Source organism: Sphingomonas sp. TDK1 (assembly GCF_001650735.1).
In the GTDB taxonomy this organism is placed as follows: Bacteria; Pseudomonadota; Alphaproteobacteria; order Sphingomonadales; family Sphingomonadaceae; genus Sphingomonas.
Map to the genome: position 1 here is coordinate 69176 of NZ_LXVY01000043.1, position 22909 is coordinate 92084.

General features: G+C 66.4%; 26 protein-coding genes and 1 riboswitch. Of the genes, 13 read left to right on the plus strand and 13 right to left on the minus strand.

What is annotated here, in order from left to right; genetic code table 11:
* Window positions 1-119 precede the first annotated feature (119 nt).
* The 6 genes from A7X12_RS19855 to A7X12_RS19880 all read left to right on the plus strand — a co-directional run bounded on the left by A7X12_RS19855 (window position 120) and on the right by A7X12_RS19880 (window position 4427).
* Window positions 120-578, plus strand: coding sequence for a MaoC family dehydratase (locus A7X12_RS19855; protein WP_443029314.1), 459 nt, complete (start codon window positions 120-122; stop codon window positions 576-578).
* A 141-nt stretch (window positions 579-719) separates the two neighbouring features.
* Window positions 720-1895: an acetyl-CoA C-acyltransferase gene (locus tag A7X12_RS19860; RefSeq protein ID WP_064313189.1), complete on the plus strand. Its 1176-nt coding sequence runs from the start codon at window positions 720-722 to the stop codon at window positions 1893-1895.
* A gap of 41 nt (window positions 1896-1936) precedes the next feature.
* On the plus strand, window positions 1937-2428 hold the full coding sequence (locus tag A7X12_RS19865; protein WP_064313190.1) for a DUF805 domain-containing protein: 492 nt from the start codon (window positions 1937-1939) through the stop codon (window positions 2426-2428).
* Between the two features lie 111 nt (window positions 2429-2539).
* Complete coding sequence (locus A7X12_RS19870) at window positions 2540-3490, plus strand: glucokinase (protein ID WP_064313191.1); 951 nt, start codon at window positions 2540-2542, stop codon at window positions 3488-3490.
* A gap of 47 nt (window positions 3491-3537) precedes the next feature.
* On the plus strand, window positions 3538-4017 hold the full coding sequence (locus A7X12_RS19875) for a pyridoxamine 5'-phosphate oxidase family protein (RefSeq protein WP_064313192.1): 480 nt from the start codon (window positions 3538-3540) through the stop codon (window positions 4015-4017).
* Between the two features lie 41 nt (window positions 4018-4058).
* Entirely contained in the window at window positions 4059-4427 is a 369-nt protein-coding gene (locus A7X12_RS19880) for a YkvA family protein (RefSeq protein ID WP_064313193.1), read from the plus strand.
* A 140-nt stretch (window positions 4428-4567) separates the two neighbouring features.
* On the opposite strand, the gene A7X12_RS19885 is transcribed toward A7X12_RS19880, so the two are convergent.
* A complete protein-coding gene (locus A7X12_RS19885) occupies window positions 4568-5734 on the minus strand; it encodes a mechanosensitive ion channel family protein (RefSeq protein WP_064313194.1) in 1167 nt (388 codons plus the stop codon).
* 9 nt (window positions 5735-5743) lie between these two features.
* A complete protein-coding gene (locus tag A7X12_RS19890; RefSeq protein WP_064313195.1) occupies window positions 5744-6760 on the minus strand; it encodes a DNA topoisomerase IB in 1017 nt (338 codons plus the stop codon).
* A gap of 117 nt (window positions 6761-6877) precedes the next feature.
* Here A7X12_RS19890 and A7X12_RS19895 point away from each other — a divergent pair, with 117 nt between their 5' ends.
* On the plus strand, window positions 6878-7429 hold the full coding sequence (locus tag A7X12_RS19895) for a DJ-1/PfpI/YhbO family deglycase/protease (RefSeq protein ID WP_064313196.1): 552 nt from the start codon (window positions 6878-6880) through the stop codon (window positions 7427-7429).
* On the opposite strand, the gene A7X12_RS19900 is transcribed toward A7X12_RS19895, so the two are convergent.
* From A7X12_RS19900 to A7X12_RS26045, 3 genes are read right to left on the minus strand one after another with little or no spacing between them, the layout of a single operon-like run.
* On the minus strand, window positions 7380-8468 hold the full coding sequence (locus A7X12_RS19900; protein ID WP_064313226.1) for an acyltransferase family protein: 1089 nt from the start codon (window positions 8466-8468) through the stop codon (window positions 7380-7382). The genes A7X12_RS19895 and A7X12_RS19900 overlap by 50 nt on opposite strands.
* Complete coding sequence (locus A7X12_RS19905; protein WP_064313197.1) at window positions 8465-9814, minus strand: putative O-glycosylation ligase, exosortase A system-associated; 1350 nt, start codon at window positions 9812-9814, stop codon at window positions 8465-8467. Before A7X12_RS19905 ends, A7X12_RS19900 begins: the two co-directional genes overlap by 4 nt.
* Window positions 9807-9956 (minus strand): hypothetical protein, encoded by a 150-nt coding sequence (locus A7X12_RS26045; protein WP_198162111.1) that lies wholly within the window; start codon window positions 9954-9956, stop codon window positions 9807-9809. Before A7X12_RS26045 ends, A7X12_RS19905 begins: the two co-directional genes overlap by 8 nt.
* A gap of 82 nt (window positions 9957-10038) precedes the next feature.
* Between A7X12_RS26045 and A7X12_RS19910 the strand changes: the two genes are divergently transcribed.
* Window positions 10039-11241 carry a TIGR04063 family PEP-CTERM/XrtA system glycosyltransferase gene (locus tag A7X12_RS19910; RefSeq protein ID WP_064313198.1) on the plus strand — a complete coding sequence of 401 codons (1203 nt, stop codon included), beginning with the start codon at window positions 10039-10041 and terminating at the stop codon, window positions 11239-11241.
* Window positions 11242-11275: 34 nt separating this feature from the next.
* On the plus strand, window positions 11276-11998 hold the full coding sequence (locus A7X12_RS19915; protein WP_064313199.1) for a hypothetical protein: 723 nt from the start codon (window positions 11276-11278) through the stop codon (window positions 11996-11998).
* 7 nt (window positions 11999-12005) lie between these two features.
* Here the strand turns inward: A7X12_RS19915 and A7X12_RS19920 are convergent, their stop codons facing one another.
* Together A7X12_RS19920 and A7X12_RS19925 are read right to left on the minus strand one after the other, a co-directional pair.
* Window positions 12006-12206: a hypothetical protein gene (locus A7X12_RS19920; RefSeq protein WP_232318608.1), complete on the minus strand. Its 201-nt coding sequence runs from the start codon at window positions 12204-12206 to the stop codon at window positions 12006-12008.
* Window positions 12207-12274: 68 nt separating this feature from the next.
* Complete coding sequence (locus A7X12_RS19925) at window positions 12275-12505, minus strand: hypothetical protein (RefSeq protein ID WP_064313228.1); 231 nt, start codon at window positions 12503-12505, stop codon at window positions 12275-12277.
* 89 nt (window positions 12506-12594) lie between these two features.
* On the opposite strand from A7X12_RS19925, the gene A7X12_RS26650 reads away from it, so the two are divergent.
* Entirely contained in the window at window positions 12595-13212 is a 618-nt protein-coding gene (locus tag A7X12_RS26650) for a S24 family peptidase (protein WP_064313200.1), read from the plus strand.
* Entirely contained in the window at window positions 13209-13832 is a 624-nt protein-coding gene (locus A7X12_RS19935; RefSeq protein WP_084445792.1) for a class I SAM-dependent methyltransferase, read from the plus strand. Before A7X12_RS26650 ends, A7X12_RS19935 begins: the two co-directional genes overlap by 4 nt.
* Before the next feature lie 36 nt (window positions 13833-13868).
* Here the strand turns inward: A7X12_RS19935 and A7X12_RS19940 are convergent, their stop codons facing one another.
* The 4 genes from A7X12_RS19940 to A7X12_RS19955 form a co-directional block, all read right to left on the minus strand.
* On the minus strand, window positions 13869-15914 hold the full coding sequence (locus A7X12_RS19940) for a M13 family metallopeptidase (protein ID WP_064313230.1): 2046 nt from the start codon (window positions 15912-15914) through the stop codon (window positions 13869-13871).
* Window positions 15915-16056: 142 nt separating this feature from the next.
* Window positions 16057-17469 (minus strand): type I glutamate--ammonia ligase, encoded by a 1413-nt coding sequence (gene glnA / locus A7X12_RS19945; protein WP_064313201.1) that lies wholly within the window; start codon window positions 17467-17469, stop codon window positions 16057-16059.
* Between the two features lie 93 nt (window positions 17470-17562).
* On the minus strand, window positions 17563-17901 hold the full coding sequence (locus A7X12_RS19950; protein ID WP_010544265.1) for a P-II family nitrogen regulator: 339 nt from the start codon (window positions 17899-17901) through the stop codon (window positions 17563-17565).
* A 166-nt stretch (window positions 17902-18067) separates the two neighbouring features.
* Entirely contained in the window at window positions 18068-19375 is a 1308-nt protein-coding gene (locus A7X12_RS19955) for a methyl-accepting chemotaxis protein (protein ID WP_064313202.1), read from the minus strand.
* A gap of 147 nt (window positions 19376-19522) precedes the next feature.
* Here A7X12_RS19955 and A7X12_RS19960 point away from each other — a divergent pair, with 147 nt between their 5' ends.
* Complete coding sequence (locus A7X12_RS19960) at window positions 19523-19777, plus strand: hypothetical protein (protein ID WP_064313203.1); 255 nt, start codon at window positions 19523-19525, stop codon at window positions 19775-19777.
* A gap of 126 nt (window positions 19778-19903) precedes the next feature.
* Window positions 19904-20719, plus strand: coding sequence for a ferredoxin--NADP reductase (locus A7X12_RS19965; protein ID WP_064313204.1), 816 nt, complete (start codon window positions 19904-19906; stop codon window positions 20717-20719).
* Between the two features lie 48 nt (window positions 20720-20767).
* Here the strand turns inward: A7X12_RS19965 and A7X12_RS19970 are convergent, their stop codons facing one another.
* Complete coding sequence (locus A7X12_RS19970) at window positions 20768-21820, minus strand: threonine aldolase family protein (protein WP_064313205.1); 1053 nt, start codon at window positions 21818-21820, stop codon at window positions 20768-20770.
* Between the two features lie 51 nt (window positions 21821-21871).
* Window positions 21872-21983: riboswitch (SAM-I-IV-variant riboswitch) on the minus strand.
* Between the two features lie 94 nt (window positions 21984-22077).
* Window positions 22078-22902 (minus strand): type I methionyl aminopeptidase, encoded by an 825-nt coding sequence (map, locus tag A7X12_RS19975; RefSeq protein ID WP_064313206.1) that lies wholly within the window; start codon window positions 22900-22902, stop codon window positions 22078-22080.
* Between the last annotated feature and the right edge of the window lie 7 nt (window positions 22903-22909).

Below are 22909 nucleotides of genomic sequence, written 5' to 3' on the forward strand. Positions count from 1 at the left end.
GGTGTGACGGTACGGCAGTCGGCATTTTCCAGTTTCCGGTCGGCTAAAGCTTGCAGGGAGGCCGGTGGCCCCACTAGATATGGCGTGCCTATGAAAGATAATTACGCGAGAGGATAGTCTTGGCGGCGACCGTCACCCCGCACGCGATGGCCGAACGGATCGGTGCCGAGCATGTCTCGGACTGGGTGGAGATCACCCAGGCGATGATCGACCAGTTCGCGGAAGCGACCGGCGACCACCAGTTCATCCATGTCGATCCGGTGCGCGCGGCCGAAACGCCGTTCGGCGGCACGATCGCGCATGGTTTCCTGACGCTCTCGCTGATGCCGATGCTCGCCGCGCGCACCGATGCGCCTGCCATCGAAGGCGCGCGAATGGGCGTGAACTATGGGGGGAACAAGGTCCGGTTCCTCACGCCGGTGCGCTCGGGCAAGCGGGTGCGCGGTCGATTCACGCTCAGGAAGTTCGTCGAGCGCAAGCCCGGCGTCTGGGAGCAGGTGCAGGACTATGTGCTCGAGATCGAAGGCGAGGAGAAGCCGGCGGTGATCGCCGAGTGGATCGCGCTGGTGTATGTTTGAAAGACAAAAGCCCCTCCCCTTCAGGGGGGGGGGGGGGGGGGGGGGATGTCCGATCCACCAGCCCGCAACTGACAGAATAGTCCCCACCCCAACCCCTCCCCTGAAGGGGAGGGGCTTGAGAATTCAGAAGAGAGGAACCCTATGCGCTCCGCAGTCATCGTTTCCACCGCCCGCACGGGCATCGGCCGGGCCTATCGCGGGGCGTTCAACGCTACGCCGGCGCCGACCCTGGGCGCGCATGCGATCCGCGCCGCGGTCGAGCGGGCGGGCATCGAGCCGGGCCAGGTCGACGACGTGGTGTTCGGCGCCGCGCTCCAGCAGGGCAGCCAGGCGCCCAACATCGCCCGTCTCGCGCTGCTCCGCGCCGGCCTGCCGGTGGAAGTGCCGGGCATGTCGATCGACCGCCAGTGCGCCTCGGGCCTGATGGCGATCGCCACGGCCGCGAAGCAGATCGTCGTCGACAATATGGACATCACGCTGGGTGGCGGCGTGGAATCGATCAGCATCGTCCAGACCCCGCAGATGCGCGTCGAGCCCGATCGCGAGCTGATCGCGCTGCACAACGACACCTATATGCCGATGCTCCAGACCGCCGAAGTGGTGGCCGCGCGCTACGGCATCGGCCGCGAGGCGTGCGACGCCTATGCGCTCCAGTCGCAGCAGCGCACTGCCGCCGCGCAGGCCGCCGGCAAGTTCGACGACGAGATCGTCTCGGTCACCGCGACGATGAACGTCGTCAACAAGGAGACCAAGGAGGTTTCGCAAAAGGAGATCACCCTCGCCAAGGACGAGGGCAATCGTCCCGAAACGACGCTCGAAGGCTTGCAGGCGCTCCAGCCGGTGGTGCCGAACGGTACCGTTACCGCGGGTAATGCCAGCCAGCTGTCGGACGGCTCTTCGGCTGCGGTGCTGATGGAAGAGAAGCTCGCCGAAAAGCGCGGCCTCACCCCGCTGGGCCGCTATATCGGCATGGCAGTGGCGGGCACCAAGCCCGACGAGATGGGCATCGGCCCGGTCTATGCCATCCCCAAGCTGCTCGAGCGCTTCAACCTGAAGATGGACGATATCGGCCTTTGGGAGCTGAACGAGGCGTTCGCGGTGCAGGTGCTCTACTGCCGCGACAAGCTGGGCATTCCCAATGAGTTGCTCAACGTCAACGGCGGCGCGATCTCGATCGGTCACCCGTATGGCATGTCCGGCGCACGCATGACCGGCCATGCGCTGATCGAGGGCAAGCGCCGTGGTGCCAAGTATGTCGTCGTGACGATGTGCATCGGCGGCGGGATGGGCGCGGCGGGTCTTTTCGAGACGCTGTAAGCACTTGACCGGAGGGTGCGGCGCGCTGCACCCTCCGCCCCATGACAGCAGCCAGCTATCGCGACGGGGTGTCGCTGCGGAACGGCCTCCGCGCCATCGGCCAGAGTTTCGTCTTCCAGGGGCGGTCCACCCGGAGCGAACTGACCAGCGCGCTGATCCTGATCGCGATCGGCGAGCTGGTGTTGTTCCTCGCCTTCCACTTCTTCCATCCGCCCACGCCGTTGAACGTCGCGCTCTTCTGGCGTCGTGTCGCGGTGGAAGAAGGGCTGGCGCTGCTGTTGTTCCTGCCCCTGATCGGTCTGATCGTGCGGCGCCTGCACGATGTCGGCTTGCCGGCCATTCCGGGTCTGGTGCTCGCTGCGATCGGCGTGGCCGGGGACCTGGATCGCACGCAGGTGGCGATGGGACTGTATCCCGGGGTGCCGTTGCTGCCGACGGCGGGGCAGGTGGCGCTGGTGGTGCTGGCGGTGGCGCTCTACTGGTCCCCCGCGAGCGGCGGAAATCGCTTTGGTCCCGATCCGCGCGCGGCATGAAGTCTTTGCGGGAACGGCACTAATTGCAGTTTATTTATTGCTACGGTAACCATTGTTAGCGATATCGCCTGTTCGAACTTCGAGAAGAAGTCGGCAGGGGGAGAGACCACAGTGGAAAACGGCGTGGCGCTGGTGGCCGATATTGGCCGACAATCCGTTCGGTTCGGACTGGCTGGTGGTCCGGAAGGCGCCGCCCCACGCGAAATCAAACGTTTTTCCAACCACGACCATCAGACCTTCACGAGTGCATTGGTCTCATATCTTGCAGATGTCGGTCTGCGCGATGCGCGCCTGCCCAGCGTGCTTGCGGTGGCGGGCGCCGTGCGTGGGGACCTGATCAATCTGACCGGAAGCCGCTGGTATATCTCGCTGGCGGGCGTGGAAGCGGTGCTCCGTCAGAAGCCAATGGCGCTGAACGAGTGCGCCGCGAATGCGCTGGCGCTCTCGCAGCTGCCGATGACAGCGTTTACCGGGCTTTCCGGGCCCTCGCCACGCCCGATTTCCGGGGATGGCAATTATGCGGTGATCGGTGTCGGCACGGGGCTCGGCGTCGCTGCACTCATCGGCGCGAACGGACATCATGTGCCGGTGCAGAGCGAGGCGGGCCATATCGGTTTCGCGCCGCAGACCGGCGACGAGGAGCGCTTCGCCAGCTTTTGCAAGGCGCGCGGCATGCTGGTGGAGGTGGAGACGCTGGTGAGCGCCAATGGCCTGCTGCTGGCCTATGAGGCGCTGTCCGGGGGCAAGCGGTTGCCGTCGCCCGAGGATGTGACGCGGAATGTGAGCCGTGATCCCGTTTGCGCGGCGGTGGTCCGGATGTTCGTCGACCATCTGGGCGCATTTGTCGGCGACCTGGTGCTGACCTTCGATGCCTGGGACGGGGTGTACCTGACCGGCGCCATCGCCCGCGCCTTGGAATCGCAGCTCAAGGAGCCGGGCTTCCGCCGGCGCATGGAGGCGCGCACCGCCTTTCGCAGGCAGCTTGCGGACACGCCGGTGGCGCTGGTGAACCGCAATGATCTGGAGCTGATCGGCGCGGCCGCGGCAATCCGGAACGCCTGAGCGGACCCGCACGTTACCCGGCAGCTATCCAACACCGGGAGACGATCATGGCCGACACGGTCGAACTGAAGAAGCATTTCTGGTCCAAGCTTGCCGACAGCCCCTTTCTGATGGTGGGTCTGCAGGATGGCCAGCACAGCGAACCGCTGACCGCGCAGCTCGACGAGGATCAGGTCGACACGATCTTCTTCTTCATCGGCAAGGACAATCGCATGGCCAAGGGCGGCCCGGCGATGCTGCAGTTCGTGTCCAAGGGGCATGACTTCTTCGCCTGCCTCGCCGGCAATGCGCGGATCGACAATGATTTCGGCATGATCGACAAGCTCTGGAATAACCAGGTCGAGGCGTGGTTTCCGGGCGGCAAGCAGGACCCCAACCTCGCGCTGCTCCGCGTCGACATCGACGATGCCGAGATGTGGGAAACCGACATGTCGCTGACGGGCAAGCTCAAGATGCTGTTCGGCGGCAAGATCAAGTCGGACGAAACCGGCAGCCACGCCAAGGTCGAGACGACCGCGGAGCGGTGAACGCACATTGACCGGCGCACGCGGCTGGGCGATTCAGGGCCATGGGTCCTTCGCTCGCTCACCGCGTCCGCACCGAGGCGCACGCCGTATGGCTCGCCATCCGCGATCCGCGTACGCCCCTGGCAGCGCGGATCGTTGGCATATTGGTCGCCGCCTATGCGCTGTCGCCGATCGACCTGATCCCCGATTTCATTCCCGTGCTCGGGCTGGTGGACGATGCCATCCTGATCCCGCTCGGCGTCTGGCTGTTCGAGCGGCTGATCCCCGCGGAGCAATTCGCCGAGCACCGCATGGCGGCCGAGGAAGCGAGCCACCGGCCGGTAAGCTGGGGCGGAATCCTGATCGTGCTGGCGGTGTGGGCGCTGCTGGCGTGGGGCGTGTGGAGCTGGCTGGTGACGAAGTACGATTGAGGGGCGGCCGCCGTCGATCCTCTTGCTCATTCCGGCGGAAGCCGCGATCCATCGGGGTTTGCGGATCGGCCTTAGACGGGATGGGGGGCGACCGGATACCGGCTTTCGCCGGGGTAACGGTTGAGAGAAGGGCGCGGCCCTCAGCGCTCGCCGTCTTCCTTGTCCATCCGCACCACCGGCTGTACGTCCGGATAGGGCATGATGATCCTGCCGTCTGGCGCCGCGGTGAAGGTGGTCTGGGTGGGGTAGGGGATCGCGATTCCCTCTTCCGCCAGCTTGCGGATGATCGCCACCAGGATACGGTCGCGGGTCGGGTGGCCCACGTCCCAGCTGCCGGTCGCGACCTCGGCGATCAGCTCGTAATCGATCGAGCTCGCGCCGAAGCCCACAAAGCCGTTACGTACCGCCGTCGCGCCGTTGGCCTCGACGATCGCCTTGAACATCTCCGGCAGCCGCTCGAGTTTTTCCGGCGGAGTCTCGTACGCCACGCCGATCTTGAACGGCAGCCGGATGCGCGTCCGATCGGTGAGGTTCTGCAGTTCCTTGTCGAGCAGCTGGCGGTTCGAGATGATGTGCATCTCGCCGTCGAACGAGCGGACGCGGGTGGACTTGAGGCCGATTTCGGCCACCGTGCCGCTGGTCTGGTCGAACTTGATGTTGTCGCCGACGCGGAACGGGCGGGTGAACAGAATCGACAGCGCCGCGATCAGGTCGCCGAAGATGCCCTGCGCGGCGAGACCGATGGCGATGCCGCCGACGCCGAGACCGGCGATCAGGCCGGTGACGTTCACCCCGATATTGCCGAGCACCATCACCAGCGCGATCGCGAACAACGCGATCGAGATCAGCAGCCGGATGATGCCCACCGCGCTGGCCAGGCTCTCGCTGGGGCTGTCGCCGCGGGTGCGGTGCTCGATCAGCCCGAAAATGACCTCGCGGATCCAGATCGCCACCTGGAAGGTCACCGCGATGGTGAACAGGAAGGTGATCGACTTGTCGAGCAGCTGCGGGGTTTCCGCCACGTTCACGACGAGACGGATCGCGGTCATCACGATGAAGAAGTTGTTGGTCCGCGAAATGGTGCGGCCGAAGATCGTGTACCAGTTGGCGCCGTTGCCGTCGCTGTTCCGGCACAGTCGCATGCCCCAGGAGCGCAGCGTGTGGAGGAACAGCGCGATACCGATCGCGATGCCGATCGCGACCAGGATGCTCAGCCAATGGTCGGCGATCCAGTCGGGCGTGTCGCCGATGAATGCTTGGAGCTGGCGTTCGAAATGGGTGGGCTTGGTGCGGGCGGTGATCAGCATTGGGTCTCGTCAGGCTGCCTTGGCGGGCTGTACGGCAGGATCGGTTTCCAGGAAGACGATCAGGCCGCGTTCGTAGCGGTCGAGGTACTGCGTCGTGCGGGGCAGGCGCAACCCGGCGCAGAACAGTGCCTGGGCGGCCTTGTCGCGTGCCAGCTCGATCAGCCGCGGGTGGACATAGGATTTGCGGGCGATGGCGGGGGTGTTGCCCAGCGCTTCGGTCACGGGCTCGAGCAGCGTTTTCAGCCCGATCGGCTCGGGCGCCTGCGCCAGCGTGCGATAGGCGATGACGCTCGCCCCCCAGGTGCGGAAATGCTTGGCGCTGAACGGCGCGTCCATCGCTTCCCGGATATAGGCGTTGACGTCGCTGGAGGTGACCGGATGCGCCTCGCCGGCATCGTCGATCCAGCGGAACAGGTTCTGGCCGGGCAAGTCCTGGCACCGCTTGACGAAGCGGCTGAGCGACTTGTCCGTCACCGTCATCACCCGCAGCTTGCCGGACTTGGCGCGGAACTGGAGCTTGAGCGTGCCGCCCGCGACCTTGACGTGGCGCTTGCGCAGCGTGGTGGCGCCGAAGCTCTTGTTCTCTTGCGCATAGGCCTCGTTGCCGACGCGGATCGAGCCGAGGTCGAGCAGGCGGACGACGGCAGCGACCGCCTTGTCCTTGCACAGCCCGCGCAGCTGCAGATCGGCCTCTACCTTGCGGCGCAGGCGGGGCAGGCGCTCGCCGAACATGCCGCAGCGATCGTATTTCGCCGCCTCCTGCGCCTCGCGAAAGCCGGCGTGATAGCGATACTGCTTGCGGCCTTTCACGTCATAGCCAGTCGCCTGGATATGCCCGTTGGGATCGGGGCAGAACCACGCATTCGCATAGGCGGGCGGCAGGCCGATGGCGTTCAGCCGGTCGATTTCGTCGCGGTCGGTGATGCGGGTGCCGTCCGCGTCGAAATAACCCCAGCCGTGGCGCATCTTGCGCCGGGTGATGCCGGGGGCCTGGTCTTCGACATAGACGATGTCGGCGCTGTCCATCGCGGTTCCTTGGAGCAGAGCCTAGGCAAATGCGCCGCAGCAACAATTCGTTCCGGAACAAGGGGCGGGGGCTCCGGGTTGGCGGGGCATCTTCCGAAAAACGGGAAAGGATGCCCCATGGCCAATCTCCAGAATGCGCGCGTGCTGATGCTCGCGACCGACGGCTTCGAGGAATCGGAGCTGTTCGAACCGCGCCAGGCGCTGCTTGATGCCGGCGCGCAGGTGACGCTCGCCTCGATCACGACCGATCCGATCACCGGCGAAAGCGGCGGCGAGAAGGGGAAGAGCATCACGCCGGACACGACGCTCGACCAGATCGAGCTCGATCAGTTCGATGCGCTGGTGCTGCCGGGCGGCGTCGGCAATCCGGACAAGCTGCGCATGAATGCGAAGGCGGTCGAGATCGCCCGCAGCTTCATGGATTCGAACCGGCTGGTCGCGGCGATCTGCCATGCGCCCTGGCTGCTCGCGGAAGCGGATGTGGTCGCCGGTCGCCGGCTTACCAGCTGGCCGTCGATCCGCACCGACCTCGCCAATGCCGGCGCGGACGTAGTCGATGAGGAAGTGGTGAGCGACGGCAACCTCATCACCAGCCGCAAGCCGGACGATATCCCGGCGTTCAACCTCGCGGTGATCGCCGCGCTGGAAGACGTGACCGCTCCGGCCTGAACCCGAGACGGTTGATCCATCGCTGCGCGGGGCGCTCCACCCAGCGGTGGAGCGCCACCGACGCCGCGAGGACCAGCAGCAGATACAGCATCGCCAGCGGCCAGCCGATCGTCTCCCGATGCACAAAGACCAGCTTGAAGGCGAACCACAGCAGGAAGTGGCTGAGATAGGTCGCGTAGCTGATCTCGCCGAGGCGGTGGAGCCACACGCCGTCGAGCGGATGGCCCGGCCGGCCGGTGGTGAGGGCAAGCCCCAACAACAGTGCGGCAAGGGCTGCGGGAACCGTCAGCGTTTCCGGTGCACCGAACCACCACGCTATCCCGATCAGCGCGGCGGCACCGAAGCAGGCAAGGGCGGCGCGGCGTTCCCGCCACCGATGCCAGAGCGTGTAAAGCAACGTCCCGCTCGCGAATTCCAGCAGGCAGCGGATAAGCCCGAGGTGTCGGATGTCGTCCCCCAGCCCGCTTGCGCCGCGGATGGCGAATGCCGCATGCAGGACCAACAGCAGCGCGGCCAGTCCGGCGAGCACGATGCGCGCATCCCGGCGACGCCAGTCGACTGCACAGACCCAAAGCGGAAACAGCAGATAGGCGGCCAGTTCGCACGAGATCGACCAAGCCGGATCGTTCCAGCACAGTGGCTCGGTAAAACCCCAGGCCTGCACCAGCAGAAGATGTGCGGGCAATGCGGGCAGCGAAAAGTCCGGCGTTGCCCGGCCCGATGCGCGGAGCACGCCCAACAGCAACAGCGCAAAGCCGAGCATCACCGCATGGAGCGGCCAGATCCGCGCCACACGCCGGCGCAGAAAATCGGGAACGTCCGCCAAGCCGGTGGCGCGAAGCCGTTCGCCGTGACTGAGCGCCAGCACGAAGCCGGATAGCAGGAAGAAGAAGTCGACGGCCAGATAGCCCTTTGCAAGCACCGTTTCCGCCGCCGGCGGCAAGCCTTCCAGCGAGACCCGCAAATGATAGAGCACCACCCACCATGCGGCGATTCCCCGCGCCGAGGTCAACGCGCGCAGTTCGGGGCGGGCGCTCATGCCGCGGCGACGCGCGCCTTGCGCAGTGGCCGCCAGTCCGCGGCGGCGCGCTTGCGCCCGCAATAGGTGTCGAGCCCGATCTGCGCGCCGATCAGCATGTAGACGAAGGGCTGGAAGGCGATCGCCACAAAGGCGGCGCCGAGCAGGTAGACGATGTGCCCGTTCTGCAGCGCGGCGGCGAGCGGTGCGATCCATGCTTCATCGTCCCGGGCGCGGGCATAGCGGCGACGCAGCACCTCCATGCGGAACAGCCCGGCGAGGTTGATGAGCAACCACAGCGCCAGGCCGGGATAGCCCTGCTCGCCCAGCATCTCGAAATAGGCGCTATGGTAGGCGCGGGCCTTGTCGACCTCCAGGGAGCGATCGACCACCGCGACTCCGCCCTGGTCCGTCACCGCCACCTTCTCGTAGCGGATCTGGTTCTGGCGATAGGCTTCGAACCCGCCGCCGAGTGGATGGCTGCGGGCATAATCCATCGTCCATTGCCATACGGCGAGGCGCGTGGAGGCGGAGGCATCGCCCTGGTAGGTCTTGATCGTTCCCATCCGCTCGGTGAAGGCGGAAGGCAGGAAGGGCAGGGCGGCCAGGCCCATCGCCGCCACGCAGCCGAGATAGAGCAGCTTCTTCTGGCTGTCCCGCAGCATCAGCAGGGCGACCAGCCCGATGCAGAGCAGCCCGGTGCGTGTAGAGGTGCCGATCGGGATCAGCAGGCAGGCGAAGCACAGGGCATAGGCGAAGATCTTCATTCGCCAGTACGGCGCGAAGATCGTGCCGTGCCGGGTGAACCACAGGATCAGCGGCAGGATGGCGATCGCGACGGTGGAAATCGTGCTGCCCTCGTACAGGCCCGAATTGTTGGAGACCATCAGGTTCAACTCGCCATAGCCGCCGCCCGAGAGGATGGTCTTGATCGCGCCGACGATGATGATCGAACTGGCCGAAAGCACCATGAACAGCAGCAGCGCCTCGATGCGCAGGCGCGTGCGCAGGGTGAGCGGCAGGAAGGCGGCGAAGGCCAGCGCCTTCCAGACCCAGTCCCATTTGTCCTTCGCCTCGACCGGAAAGTCGGCGTGCAGCGTGGTGAACCAGCAATAGGCGATCAGCGCCACGATCATCAGCTGGCGCGGTGCTGCGCGCACATCGCGCTTGTCGTCGAACAGCAGGAAGCCGCCCAGTGCCAGCGCCGCCGCCATCGCCGAGATCGGCAGGGAATTGAGCAGGAGGTAAGTCAGCCGCTGGGGCGCTACGATATCGATATAGGCGTAGACCAGCACGAACAGGAACGGCTTGCGAAAGCCGGTGCCGAAGAACGCCGCCAGGAACAGGACGAAGATATAGTCACGCACCGGGCTTGCCCCGGCGGCGGCGCGGCTTTTCCTGTTCGGCGGGAGCGGCGTCTTCCTTGTCGAGGTCGGGGCGGCGCAGCAGGAGGAACGCCGCCAGCAGCATCAGCCCATGGGTGAGGGCGAGCGAAAGATTGTCGATCATCGGGCGGGCCGTTCCTTCCGGCCTCTTCCTAGCGCTGGTGCAGTTGACGCGGCGTTAAGCGCGCCGTGGCATGCAGGCTGGCATGCGAGTCCTGCACCTCCTGGATCACGGCCTGCCGCTGCACAGCGGCTATGCGTTTCGTACCCGCGCCATCCTCAAGGCCGAATTGGCGCGCGGCTGGGAGGTGGCGGCGGTCACCGGGCCGCGCCATGGCCCGGCGCCGGCCAGCGAGGAGACGATCGACGGCCTGCGCTTCTATCGCACCCGGCCGGTCGCCCAGCGACTTCCGGGTCTTGGCGAGTGGCGCGAGATCGATGCCTTTGCGCGTCGCGTTCACCAAGTGGTCAGGCGCTTCCAGCCCGATGTGCTGCACGCGCATTCGCCCGTGCTCTGCGCGCTGGCCGGGATTCGTGTACGGCGCTGGACGGGCGTGCCGCTGCTCTACGAAATTCGAGCCTTCTGGGAAGATGCGGCCGTTGGCAACGGCACCGGGCGCGAGGGCAGCCTTCGGTACCGAATCACCAAGGCGCTGGAGACCCATGCCGTCCGCCGGGCAAACGCGGTGGCGGTGATCTGCGACGGGCTGCGCGGGGACCTGATCGGCCGGGGGATCGATCCGGGCAAGATCGTCGTCTCTCCCAACGGTGTCGACATGGGAATGTTCGGCGAGCCGCTGCCGCATGACGGGGCATTGGCCGCCGAACTCGGCCTGCGAGGCGCTGAGACGATCGGCTTCATCGGCAGCTTCTATGACTATGAGGGGCTGGATGTGCTGCTGGCGGCGATGCCGGCGCTGGTCGCGGCGCGGCCGGCGATGCACCTGCTGCTGGTCGGCGGCGGCCCGGCCGAGCCGGCGCTTCGCGCGCAGGCCGCTGCTTCGCCCGTTGCGGATCGCATCCATTTCCTTGGCCGCGTGCCGCACGACGCCGTGGAGCGCTATTACAGCCTGATCGACGTGCTGGTGTATCCGCGCAAGAAGATGCGGCTGACCGATCTCGTCACGCCGCTCAAGCCGCTGGAAGCGATGGCGCAGCAGCGTCTGGTCGCCGCTTCGGACGTGGGCGGGCACCGCGAGCTGATTGCGGATGGCGATACCGGCACTCTGTTCACGGCAGATGATCCGGCGGCCCTCGCCAGCGCCGTTGCGAAAATTTTTGGTGTTCGTGATCAATGGGATGCGCGCAAAAAACGCGCCCGAGCGTATATCGAGGCCGAGCGCAACTGGTCTGTAAATATTGCAGTGTATGACGGAGTGTATGAAAAGCTTGCCATAAGTATGGCATGAGAACCACGTGGTCGCACACGTTTCGGGTGAACGCATGAACCTGCCCCGTGTCCCCCTTGCCGCCCTCCTGCTGGGCGGCGTCTCGGCGCTTGCCGTTGTCGCGCTTCCGGCGTCGATGGTGCACGGCCTGCTTTCCGGCGCCGAATGGAACGCCTTCCTGCCGGAGCAGGTCGGCGCTGCGTCGCGCCCGCTCCTGGCACTTGTGACGGGGGCGATGGGCATTGGTGCCGGCATGGCTGGCGCGCAGTTGTTCGGGCGGCGGGAACACGAAGTGGCGAGCTTCGGCCCCGGCCCGATGCCCGCCATTCGCCGAATCGACGCACATCCCGACGCCCGACCGCGCCAGCCCCTCCGCGCGACGCACGAACTCGATCTGCCGGCATGGGCAGCGGACAAGGACGCCGATGCGGTCTCCGCCGCGCCTGTCCTGCCGTCCGAGCGCGACCTTCCCGCCGATCTCGATCAACCGCTCGCCGCCTTCGATCCGCAGGCCATCCCTACGGTGCCGTTGCCACCGCCGGTGCCGCCCCGCCGCGAACGGGCAGCCACGCCCGCGCTTCGCCCCCAGGCCAATCGCGATCCCGCCGAGCGGCTCGTCCGTCCGGAAACCGACGCGACGGTGCATGCATTGCTGGAGCGGCTGGAGCGTGGCGTCGTTCGTCGCAACCAGGCCGCGCAGGCCCGCGCCCGTGCGCGGACCGATCGCGGGCTCGACGATGCGCTGGCCGCCCTGCGGAGCCTTGCACGCCAGGCCTGAGTGTCGCTCAGCATTCCTCCACGGTCAGCGCCTCCAGCGTCGCGCGCGCCTGGCCGTCCTGCGCGTGCAGCGCCGCCACCACCAGATCGGCGACGAGGTGGCCGGCCAGTTTCAGCTCCAGCTCCGGGAGCGCCGCCAGCCAATGGCGCAATGCCGGACTCTCCTCGACCTCCAGCACGATCCGGTGTCGTGCTCCGGTGAAGGTCACGCTCGCCCAAGGCGTCCAGTCGGCTTCGACCACGCGTATCGCGCAGCCATGCGCGGCAGCGGAAACCGTCAGCGCGCGTTCGAGGCGCGCGCCGACGTCGCGCCGCCGCGCCGCGCCGGTTGCCAGGCCGGCGGGGCGGCGAGGAACGCGCGCACCCGCGCCGCCAAGACCGGCCCCGGCACCCGCCCCTGGCGCAGATCCCCTACCAGACGCGGATCGCCCGCCGCCAATCGTCCGAACCGCGTCGCCGACATGTGCGTCCGCTCCAGAAACGCTTCGATTTCCTTGTGCAAGGACATCCATCGCCCTCCTCCTTCGACTCAGATGATCCCGATATGTTCTCATCTGTGGCTTGCGTAGGAAAAATCCTGCGTGTAGGAAAGAGGGCATGGAAGCCGATGTGCAACGGGCGAATTTTGCGAAACTCGTGGCGGAGCGCGGGCTCCGGCTGGCGCGCCTGTCGCGCGTCCTGGGGCGTAATCCGGCCTATTTGCAGCAGTATCTGATGCGGGGATCGCCGCGCGAGTTGCCCGAGCGCGATCGGGCGCGGCTGGCGGAATATCTCGGCGTGGACGAGACGGTGCTCGGCGGGCGGGCGCAGGCGGCGCTGATTGCCTTGCCGCGGATCGACCTGGGTGCCTCGGCGGGGCCGGGAGGCTGGGCGGAGGAGGAGACGCTGCGCGCGCCATTCGGCTTTCCGCCGGCATTGCTGCAGCAGCTCGGCGTCCGTGGCGAGGCCGCATCGATAGTGCGCGTTTCGGGAGAGTCGATGGCGCCGACGCTCCGCGATGGCGACGAGGTCCTGGTCGATCGCGACCGGTGCCGGATCGATCCGCGCGGCATCTTCGTGCTGCGGGTGGAGGGAGAGTTGCTGGTCAAGCGCGTGCGACCCGCCGTGGGCGGGGTGGAACTGGTGAGCGACAATCCGGACTATCCGGTCCGGCGGGTAGGTTCGGGCAGCTTCCGGCTGATCGGGCGTGTCGCCTGGCTGGGGCGTGCCCTGTGACGGCGGACCCGAGCATCGCCGCGTTCATCCGCGCGCAGCTGCCGGTAGAGCCGGTGCCTGGGCTGCCCCATCTCCGGCTGCACAAGGCGGGTCCGGCAAGCGGTGTCGGGCGCCTGGGCGAGACGCCGCCCTATTGGGCCTATTGGTGGGCCGGCGGCCTCGCGCTCGCACGGTACCTGACCGATACCCCCGCCGCAGTCGCAGGACGTCGCGTTTTCGATCTCGGCGCGGGCTCGGGATTGGTGGGCATCGCGGCCGCACGGGCGGGGGCGGTGCAGGTGACTGCCTCGGAGCTGGACCCGAATGCGCAGGTCGCCATCGCGCTCAATGCCGCCCTGAATCAGGTCGAGATCGCGCCTATTCTAGGCGACCGGACCCGCGAAGAGCCGCCGGATGCCGAGGTCCTGCTCGTCGGCGACGTCTTCTACGCGCCTGACGTTGCCGCGAAGATGACGGCGTTCCTCGATCGATGCGCTTCGGCCGGAATCACGGTGCTGGTCGGCGACCCGTGGCGAGGCCCGCTGCCGCTGGAGCGGCTGGAGCTGCTTGCCCGCTACGATGTGGCGGAGACGGGCGCGGACAAGCCGGCCGGCGTGTTCCGCTACAACTCGGCTGCTTGATGCACGGGCCGGGGGTGCGGACCCCCGGCTCCATGCTCACCAGACGTGGACGCGGGCTTCCGGCGCCACGTACAGCGCATCCCCCGGCTTCACGCCGAACGCCGCATACCAAGCGTCCATGTTCCGGACGATGCCGTTGACGCGATACTTGTCCGGGCTGTGCGGGTCGGACAGCAGCTGCGCCCGCACCGCGCCCTCGCGCCCCTTGCCCTGCCAACTTGCCGCATAGGCAAGGAAGAAGCGCTGGTCGCCGGTCAGGCCGTCCAGCACCTTGGGCTCGCCGTGCCGGGCGACGTAGCGGCGATAGGCGGCATAGGCGACTTCCAGCCCGCCCAGATCGGCGAGATTCTCGCCCAGCGTCAGCTGGCCCTTGATGTGGACGCCGGGGATCGGCTCATAGGCGTCGAACTGCTTGACCAGCGCCTGGGCGTGCGCCGTGTAACGCTCCGCGGCCTGCGGCGTCCACCAGTCGCGCAGCTTGCCGCTGGCGTCGAACTGGCGGCCTTCGTCGTCGAAGCCATGGCCCATTTCGTGGCCGATCGTGGCACCCGTCTCGCCATAGTTGACCGCGGGATCGGCGGCCGGATCGAAGAACGGTGGCTGCAGCTGCGCGGCCGGGAAGGTCACCTGGTTCATCACCGGATCGTAATAGGCGTTCACCGTCTGCGGGGTCATCTCCCACAGGCTGCGATCTACCGGCTTGCCGAGCCGCGACAGCTGCAGCTTCCACTCGAAATCGTCGGAGGCGAGATCGTTGGCCAGCGGGTCGGTGGCACTGACCCGCATCGACGCATAATCGATATATTTCTCCGGATGGCCGATGCGCGGATCGAACGCGGCCAGTTTGGCGAGCGCTTCCTTGCGGGTCGGCGCGTCCATCCAGGCCGCCGCCTTGATCTTGTCCGCGTAAGACGCGCGCAGATCTTCGACCAGTTCCTTGGACAGCGCCTCCGCCGCCGGGCCCCAGTGGCGCTCGGCGTAGATCTTGCCGATCGCCTCGCCCAGTGCGCCGTTCACCACGCGAACGCCGCGCTTCCACCGCTCCGACTGCGCCTGCACGTCGCGGAGCGTATGGCCGTAGAAATCGAACTGCGCGGCATCGAACGCCTTGGGCAGCACCGCGGCATGATCGCTGATGAAGCGGAAGCGCAGCCAGTCCTTCCAGGTGGCGAGCGGCACGTCGCCCAGCCGCTTGGCGGCGGCGGTGACGGCGGTCGTCTCGCGCACGACAACGATAGGCATCTTGCCTAGCCCCTGATCGCCGAGCACGGCATCCCAGTCGAACTCGGGCGCCAGCTTCGCAAGCTGGGCACGGTCCATCGGATTATAGGTCTTCTGCGGATCGCGGCGCGCCTCGGGCGTCCACTGGTCCTTGGCGAGGCTGGTCTCGAGTGCCAGGATCGCATCCGCCTTGGCTTCGGCATCGGGGATGCCGGCAAGCTGCTGGATCTTGACGATATAGGCGCGATACGCCTTGCGGATCGTCTCGTACTTCTCACCGGGCAGCAGATAATAGTCGCGGGTCGGCAGCCCCAAGCCTGCTTGACCGGCCATCACGGTGTAGCGGCTGGGATCCTTCTCGTCGGCCGATATGCCGATGCCGATGGGGCTGGCATAGCCATGGTCCGCCATCAGCAGTTCGAGGTCGAGGCGGTTCTGCACGGCGTCGATACGGGCGAGATAGGGCTTGAGCGGCGCGGTGCCGCGTGCCTCGATGCCCGCTTCATCCATGAAGGCGTGGTAATAGGTTGCGACCTGCCGCAGCACGGGATCGCTGGGCGAGGGCCCCGCATCCTCGATCAGCTTGCGCACCTCGATCTCGGTTTCGTCGGGAAGGTCGTAGTTATAGCCGATCCGCGCCTTGTCAGCCGGGATCGGCGCGTCGCGCAGCCAGCTGCCCAGTGCATAGCCATAAAAGTCGTCGCCCGGCTTCACGCTGCGATCCATCGTGGTGAGGTCGACGCCCCACGGGCCGTACTTCGCCTTGTCGGCGGTCTGGGCCTTGTCGGCGGTTTGGGCGAGGGCGGGCGAAGCGAGCAGGGAAGTGCCGAGCAGCAAGGCTGCGAGACGCGGAAGACGCATGGAGGCGGAGTCCTTCTGGGTGACGTAGCTGGCTAGCACGGTGGCAGGTTGCGCTCAATCGCTTGGCTGCGAAGTCGGGTACCAAAGGAAAAGGGCGCCCGGATCGCTCCGGACGCCCCTTCTTCAGCCGATCCGCGCGGGATCAGCTCGAATAGTACATGTCGTACTCGACCGGGCTCGGGGTCATTTCCCAACGGGCCACGTCGGCGCGCTTGATCTCGATATAGGCCTCGATCTGGTCCTTCGAGAACACGTCGCCCTTCAGCAGGAAGTCGAAATCGGCTTCCAGGCTGTCCAGCGCCTCGCGGAGCGAACCGCATACGGTCGGCACTTCGGCCAGCTCGGCCGGGGGCAGATCGTACAGGTTCTTGTCCATCGGGTCGCCCGGGTGGATCTTGTTCTGGATGCCGTCCAGGCCCGCCATCAGCAGCGCCGAGTAGCAGAGATACGGGTTGGCCAGCGCGTCCGGGAAGCGGAACTCGACGCGCTTCGCCTTGCTGCCCGTGCCGTACGGGATGCGGCACGAGGCCGAGCGGTTGCGGCTCGAATAGGCGAGCAGCACCGGCGCCTCATAACCCGGAACCAGACGCTTGTAGCTGTTGGTCGACGGGTTGGTGAAGGCGTTCAGCGCCTTGGCATGTTTGATCACGCCGCCGATGAAGTAGAGGCAGGTGTCGCTGAGGCCCGCATAGCCGTTGCCGGCGAAGAGGGGCTGGCCCTTTTCCCAGATCGACATGTGGGTGTGCATGCCCGAACCGTTATCTTCCTTGATCGGCTTCGGCATGAAGGTCGCGGTCTTGCCATAGGCCTGGGCGACCTGGTGCACGACATACTTGTAGATCTGCATGCGATCGGCGGTGGTCACCAGCGTGCCGAAGGTCAGGCCCAGCTCGTGCTGCGCGGCGGCGACTTCGTGGTGGTGCTTGTCGCAGGGCAGGCCCATTTCGAGCATGGTCGAAACCATCTCGCCGCGGATGTCGACGGCGCTGTCGACCGGCGCGACCGGGAAATAGCCGCCCTTGGCGCGCGGACGGTGGCCGAGGTTGCCGGCTTCGTACTCGCGGCCCGAATTGCCCGGCAGTTCGATGTCGTCGATCTTGTAGTAGCTGGTCGAGTAGCTGTTCTCGAACCGCACGTCGTCGAACATGAAGAACTCGGCTTCGGGGCCGACATAGATGGTGTCGCCGATGCCGGTGGTCTTCAGATACGCCTCGGCGCGCTTCGCGGTCGAGCGCGGGTCGCGGGCATAGAGTTCGCCGGTCGACGGCTCGACGATGTCGCACACCAGGATCAGCATCGGGGTGGCGGAGAACGGATCGACCCACACCGCGTCCAGATCCGGCTTCAGGATCATGTCGGACTCGTTGATCGCCTTCCAGCCCTCGATCGACGAACCGTCGAACATCAGGCCGTCGGTCAGCTCGTCCTCACCGAGGATCGAGGCGACCATGGTCAGGTGCTGCCACTTGCCCTTGGGGTCGGTGAAACGCAGATCGATCCACTCGATCTCCTGATCCTTCACCATCTTCAGGATGTCACTGGCCGAATTCGCCATCGTATTGCCCTTTCGCTCTCTTTCGTCTGCCCGACGAATCGGGCAATAAAATTGCTCGTGCGGCGGCCTCCATCGCCGCCGCCCCCGCCCACGTCAAACGGCGTTTTCGTTTCGCTCCCCGGTGCGGATGCGCAGCGCCGTCTCGACGGGGATCACGAAGATCTTGCCGTCGCCGATCCGGCCGGTCTGCGCGGCGGCGGCGATCGCCTCCACCACGCGCTCGGCCAGCGTGTCTTCCACCACCACTTCCAGTTTCACCTTCGGCAGGAAGTCGACGACATATTCGGCGCCGCGATAGAGCTCGGTGTGGCCCTTCTGGCGGCCGAAGCCCTTCGCTTCGGTGACGGTGATCCCCGAGACGCCCACTTCGTGCAGCGCCTCCTTCACTTCATCTAGCTTGAATGGCTTGATGATGGCTTCGATCTTTTTCACATGGTCCCCCAGGCAGCGGTTTTGGGCCGCGACAGGTCTGATTCCTGGGTGTTTAGCAACCTGCATGCCAGAACGGGAATAGCCAGCGTGCCCGCACGCGCCGAACGGATTTCGGCGCGGGAATCTGCCTGATTATCGGGCAGCGCTTGCTCAATCGCGCGGCAAATCAGGCCGCTCGCACCTCCACGAGGAACCGTTCGATTCCGTCGGACAATGCTTCCGCCCCGACGAGCAGGCCGGCGGAGAGATTCGCGATGGCAGTGGCGCTGTCCGATGCCGCGAGGGCGGATGCGCGGACGGTCTCGATATCGTCCTGCACGCCCCGTGTGCCCGAGACGCTTTCGTTGACATTCCGCGCGATACTGTACGTCGCCTGATGCTGCTCCCGCACCGCGCATTCGATGCTGGAGGAAAGGTCGGCTATCCCGGTGATCGCCTGCTCGACGCGCGCCTGGTTGCTGGTTACCCGGTCCACGACCGCGCGAACGTCCGCCACCTGGGTACTCACGCTTTGCGCGGCGTGGCGCACCTGTCCGGCCAGGGCCTTGATCTCGTTCGCGACAACGGTGAAGCCGCGCCCTGCGTCGCCTGCGCGTGCAGCTTCAATGGAGGCGTTGAGCGCGAGCAGGTTCACCTGTCCCGCAATCTCCCCGATGGTGGAGGTTACCGCGCCGACGGTCTGGGCGAAGGCGTCCAGCTCGGCCGTGCCCAGTCGACTGTCGTCGACGAGCGCGACCGCCCCGGCAGCGGATGCGCGGGCCGTCACGGTGTCGCGCCCGATGGCGTCGAGCGTCGCTGCCAGCGCATCGGATTCGCGGGCGATCACCGCGAGATTGTCGTGGCTCTGGGCGACTGCGGCGGCGAGAGCCGTAGCGGAAGCGGAATTGGCGGTTGCGCGCTCGGCGGTGGCGGCGGCGCTGGTGCGGAGTGTCGTCGCCAGCCCGCGAAGCTGGCCGGCCATCGCGCCCACTTCCGCCTCGATCCGGTCGCTCGCGGCCTCGATGCGGCGGGCCCGCGCCATCTGGAAGGCGGCCTCCCGAACCTGGTCTTCGGCAGCCAGCTGGATGATCCGCCGGTTGCTGATCGCCGCGAACAGCTGGCCGCTGCGGGTCAGGATCATGCCTTCCTGCCCGTCGGCGGCGGCGTAGGCGTCGACGAGTGCGCGCGGCGGCTGCGCATAATCGGCGGTGGGGCAGGGGCGGACCATCGACTCCAGCCTGCGGCCATAGGCGGGATTGCGCAGCAGCGCGTGGCCGAAGGGGTTGAGCAGCAGCCGACGCACATCCTTCTCGAACACCGCGCCCAACGGCCGATGCGCTGCATCCAGCACCGGCAGCAGGCGCAGCGAGGGATCGTCCTGAAAGCACCGCACCGCTTCGCCCAGCGGCGTCTCCAGCGTGAGCCAGGGCGGCGAGCGTTCGGCGGCGGTCAGCCATTCCAGGAGGAAGCGGAGATGGGCGGGGGTGTCGAGCATCGGCGCTCCGGTACGGCACCTCGGTAAACGAGCCATTATTGTTTGATGACAGGTTTACGACATATGCCCATCAAATCTTCGAACATTTACGGCTCATGGCCGTTGAAGGCCGCGATGGGTCTGAACCGTTGAGGTGAGGAAGCAACGATGCGGCTGCCAGCGATGAATGCCCCAGCGGAATTGCGACGGCGGATCGTCGATGCGGCGCCGCTGGCGGACGATCGTATCGTGGTGGTAGCGCGAGGGCCGTTGGTGCTGATGGCGCATGGGCTTTGCGCGGTCGAGCCGCCGCTGCGTGAGGATTGCTGGATCGAGGCGGAAGGCGGGATGCTGACCGCCGAGGAGACCATGGCGCTGCTTCACCATTGGACCACCGGTGCCCCGATGGGACGCGCGGTTTAGCGCGGCCTAGCGCTACTTTCTGGACGCGCCCGGCTTCTGGTGGCACAGGGCCGCCTTCACGTTTTCCATGCCCGGCTGCTATCTATCCGGCCGGGCCGACCAGAGCGTTACGAGGATCCGCTGTTCATGACCGTCGATACGCGCGCGCCCGCGCTGCTTCCCGAACATCCCGCCTTCGCCACCGCCAAGGTGCTGTGGGTGCGCCACTGGAACGAGCATCTGTTCAGCTTCGCGATCGAGCGGCCGGCCAGCTTCCGCTTCCGTTCGGGCGAGTTCGTGATGATCGGCCTGGAGGGCGATGGCGGCAAGCCGCTGATGCGCGCCTATTCGGTCGCCAGCCCGTCCTGGGCCGAGGAACTCGAATTTCTCTCGATCAAGGTGCAGGACGGTCCGCTGACCTCGAAGCTGCAGAAGATCGTGCCCGGCGACGACATCTATCTCGGCAAGAAGTCGACCGGCACACTGGTTGCCGACGCGCTGCTGCCGGGCCGCCGCCTGTTCCTGCTCTCGACCGGCACCGGCCTGGCGCCGTTCCTCAGCGTCGCGCGCGATCCCGAGATTTACGAGCGGTTCGAGCAGGTGATCGCGGTGCACAGCGTGCGCCGCGTGAGCGACCTCGCCTATCATGATGAACTCGTCGCCAAGCTGGCAGAGGATCCGCTGATCGGCGAACAGGCCGCGCACCAGTTCCACTATGTGCCGACGGTGACCCGCGAGCCGTTCCACACCAGTGAGCGGATCGGTGCGCTGCTCGAGAACGGCAAGCTGTTCGAAGGCGTGCCCGGCGATGCGGTGCTCCACCCGGAGACCGATCGCGTGATGCTGTGCGGATCGATGGACATGATCCGCGATTTCGCCACGCTGCTCGAAGGCAAGGGCTTCAAGGAAGGCTCAAACAACGCGCCGGGCGATTTCGTGATCGAGCGGGCCTTCGTCGGCTGATCTTCCATTTCCTCCCCCGGGTCTGCCTGGGGGAGGAAATACGATCGTTCAGGCTGCCATCGCCGTCGTCCCGCTCACTGCACGGATGTCTGCGGCCAACTGGTCCACCCGCGCCGGATCGGCATCCCAGGCGAACATGAAGCGGGCCCCCCCGCCGATAAAGGTGTAGAAGCGCCAGCCGCGTGCGCGCAGTGCTTCCAGTACCGCCTCCGGAGCGCGGACGAACACGCCGTTTGCCTCCACCGGGAACATCAGTTCGATACCTTCAAGACCGCGGATCTGCCCCGCCAGCTGCTGCGCACACGCGTTGGCATGAGCGGCGTTGCGGAGCCAGGCGCCGTTCTCCAGCATGCCGACCCAGGGTGCCGCCAGGAAGCGCATCTTGGAGGCAAGCTGCCCGGCCTGCTTGCAACGATAATCGAAGTCCTGTGCCAGCGCGCGGTCGAAGAAGAGCACGGCTTCGCCTACCGCCATGCCGTTCTTGGTGCCGCCGAAGCAGAGCACGTCCACCCCGGCCCGCCAGGTGATATCGGCGGGATCGCAGCCGAGCGTCGCGCAGGCATGGGCGAAGCGCGCGCCATCCATGTGCAGCTTGAGACCGAGTTCGCGGCAAACTGCCGAGAGCGCCTTCACTTCGTCCACCGTGTAGACCTGACCGGTCTCGGTCGGCTGGGTGATCGTCACGACGCGTGGCTTGGGGAAGTGGATGTCGGAGCGGCTGGTCGCCACCGCGCGCACCGCCTCCGGCGTCAGCTTGCCGTCCTCGCTCTGTGCGACGAGCAGCTTGGAGCCGTTGGAGAAGAACTCCGGAGCGCCGCACTCGTCCGTTTCGACATGCGCCGCTGCCGAGCAGATCACGCTGTGATAGGATTGGCAGAGCGCCGCCAGCGCGAGGGAATTTGCCGCCGTGCCGTTGAACGCGAAGAACACCTCGCAATCTATCTCGAACAGCGTGCGAAAGGCGTCGGCGGCGGTGTGGGTCCACTGGTCGTCGCCATAGGCGGGGGCATGGCCCCGGTTGGCGGCGTCCATTGCTGCCCATGCCTCGGGGCAGATTCCGGCATAATTGTCGCTGGCGAATTGCTGGGCTTCGGTCGTCACGCTCTACTGCCTTCTTCCTGTTCCAGGAGGCGGGCGACGACGGGAAATGTGGCGTAGACACCGTGTTGCCGGGTTCGGCCACATCCCTCCACTTTGCCATGGAGGCACCACCTTGCACGGGGCAGGTTGGTGCCGGGCGTCGGCCCGACTCTTGATGCTGCAGCAGCGAATAACGGAAGTTGCGAGGCGGCGCAAGATTGTTGCGGCGTTCCCCTCCCTCTTGCGGGAGGGGCGCGCAGATAGAGGCGTTCGCCCCTTTAATAGGGCGGCTGGTGGAGGCCCTTGGGGCTGGTCGTGAAGATCTCGCAGCCGGTTTCGGTGATGCCGATCGAATGCTCGAACTGCGCCGAAAGCGAGCGGTCGCGCGTCACCGCCGTCCAGCCGTCGTCGAGCAGCTTCACGTCCGGGCGGCCGATGTTGATCATCGGCTCGATCGTGAAGAACATGCCCGGGCGCAGCTCGGGGCCGGTGCCCGGGCGGCCGACATGGACCACCTCGGGCGCGTCGTGGAACACCTGGCCGAGGCCGTGCCCGCAGAAATCGCGGACCACGCCATAGCGATGCTTCTCGGCATGGCGCTGGATGGCGTGGCTGATGTCGCCCAGATGGTTGCCCGGCTTGGCCTGCTCGATGCCGAGCATCAGGCATTCATAGGTGACGTCAACCAACCGACGCGCCTTGATCGGCACGTCACCGACCAGATACATGCGGCTGGTGTCGCCGTGCCAGCCGTCCAGCAGGGGGGTGACGTCGATATTCACGATATCGCCGTCCTTCAGCACGCGATCGCCCGGAATACCGTGGCAAACGACATGGTTGATCGAGATGCAGCAGCTATGGGTATAGCCGCGATAGCCGAGCGTCGCGGGCACGCCGCCGCCGGCGACGGTCATCGCGCGGACGATGTCGTCCAGTTCAAGCGTGGTCACGCCGGGCACGACGTGTGGCACCAGCGCATCAAGGATTTCGGCGGCGAGGCGGCCGGCCTTGTGCATCCCAGCAAAGCCTTCCGGGCCATGGAGCTTGATCGCATGGCTGCGCGCCTGCGGCATGTCCGCCGTCACGTTCACATATTCGGTCATGCTTGCG

Bases quoted from the DNA above. Each gene is read 5' to 3' on its own strand.
- A7X12_RS19860 (WP_064313189.1), top strand. From the start codon at position 720: ATGCGCTCCGCAGTCATCGTTTCCACCGCCCGCACGGGCATCGGCCGG.
- A7X12_RS19865 (WP_064313190.1), top strand. From the start codon at position 1,937: ATGACAGCAGCCAGCTATCGCGACGGGGTGTCGCTGCGGAACGGCCTC.
- A7X12_RS19875 (WP_064313192.1), top strand. From the start codon at position 3,538: ATGGCCGACACGGTCGAACTGAAGAAGCATTTCTGGTCCAAGCTTGCC.
- A7X12_RS19880 (WP_064313193.1), top strand. From the start codon at position 4,059: ATGGGTCCTTCGCTCGCTCACCGCGTCCGCACCGAGGCGCACGCCGTA.
- A7X12_RS19885 (WP_064313194.1), bottom strand. From the start codon at position 5,734: ATGCTGATCACCGCCCGCACCAAGCCCACCCATTTCGAACGCCAGCTC.
- A7X12_RS19890 (WP_064313195.1), bottom strand. From the start codon at position 6,760: ATGGACAGCGCCGACATCGTCTATGTCGAAGACCAGGCCCCCGGCATC.
- A7X12_RS19895 (WP_064313196.1), top strand. From the start codon at position 6,878: ATGGCCAATCTCCAGAATGCGCGCGTGCTGATGCTCGCGACCGACGGC.
- A7X12_RS19900 (WP_064313226.1), bottom strand. From the start codon at position 8,468: ATGAGCGCCCGCCCCGAACTGCGCGCGTTGACCTCGGCGCGGGGAATC.
- A7X12_RS26045 (WP_198162111.1), bottom strand. From the start codon at position 9,956: ATGATCGACAATCTTTCGCTCGCCCTCACCCATGGGCTGATGCTGCTG.
- A7X12_RS19910 (WP_064313198.1), top strand. From the start codon at position 10,039: ATGCGAGTCCTGCACCTCCTGGATCACGGCCTGCCGCTGCACAGCGGC.
- A7X12_RS19915 (WP_064313199.1), top strand. From the start codon at position 11,276: ATGAACCTGCCCCGTGTCCCCCTTGCCGCCCTCCTGCTGGGCGGCGTC.
- A7X12_RS19925 (WP_064313228.1), bottom strand. From the start codon at position 12,505: ATGTCCTTGCACAAGGAAATCGAAGCGTTTCTGGAGCGGACGCACATG.
- A7X12_RS26650 (WP_064313200.1), top strand. From the start codon at position 12,595: ATGGAAGCCGATGTGCAACGGGCGAATTTTGCGAAACTCGTGGCGGAG.
- A7X12_RS19940 (WP_064313230.1), bottom strand. From the start codon at position 15,914: ATGCGTCTTCCGCGTCTCGCAGCCTTGCTGCTCGGCACTTCCCTGCTC.
- glnA (WP_064313201.1), bottom strand. From the start codon at position 17,469: ATGGCGAATTCGGCCAGTGACATCCTGAAGATGGTGAAGGATCAGGAG.
- A7X12_RS19955 (WP_064313202.1), bottom strand. From the start codon at position 19,375: ATGCTCGACACCCCCGCCCATCTCCGCTTCCTCCTGGAATGGCTGACC.
- A7X12_RS19960 (WP_064313203.1), top strand. From the start codon at position 19,523: ATGCGGCTGCCAGCGATGAATGCCCCAGCGGAATTGCGACGGCGGATC.
- A7X12_RS19965 (WP_064313204.1), top strand. From the start codon at position 19,904: ATGACCGTCGATACGCGCGCGCCCGCGCTGCTTCCCGAACATCCCGCC.
- map (WP_064313206.1), bottom strand. From the start codon at position 22,902: ATGACCGAATATGTGAACGTGACGGCGGACATGCCGCAGGCGCGCAGC.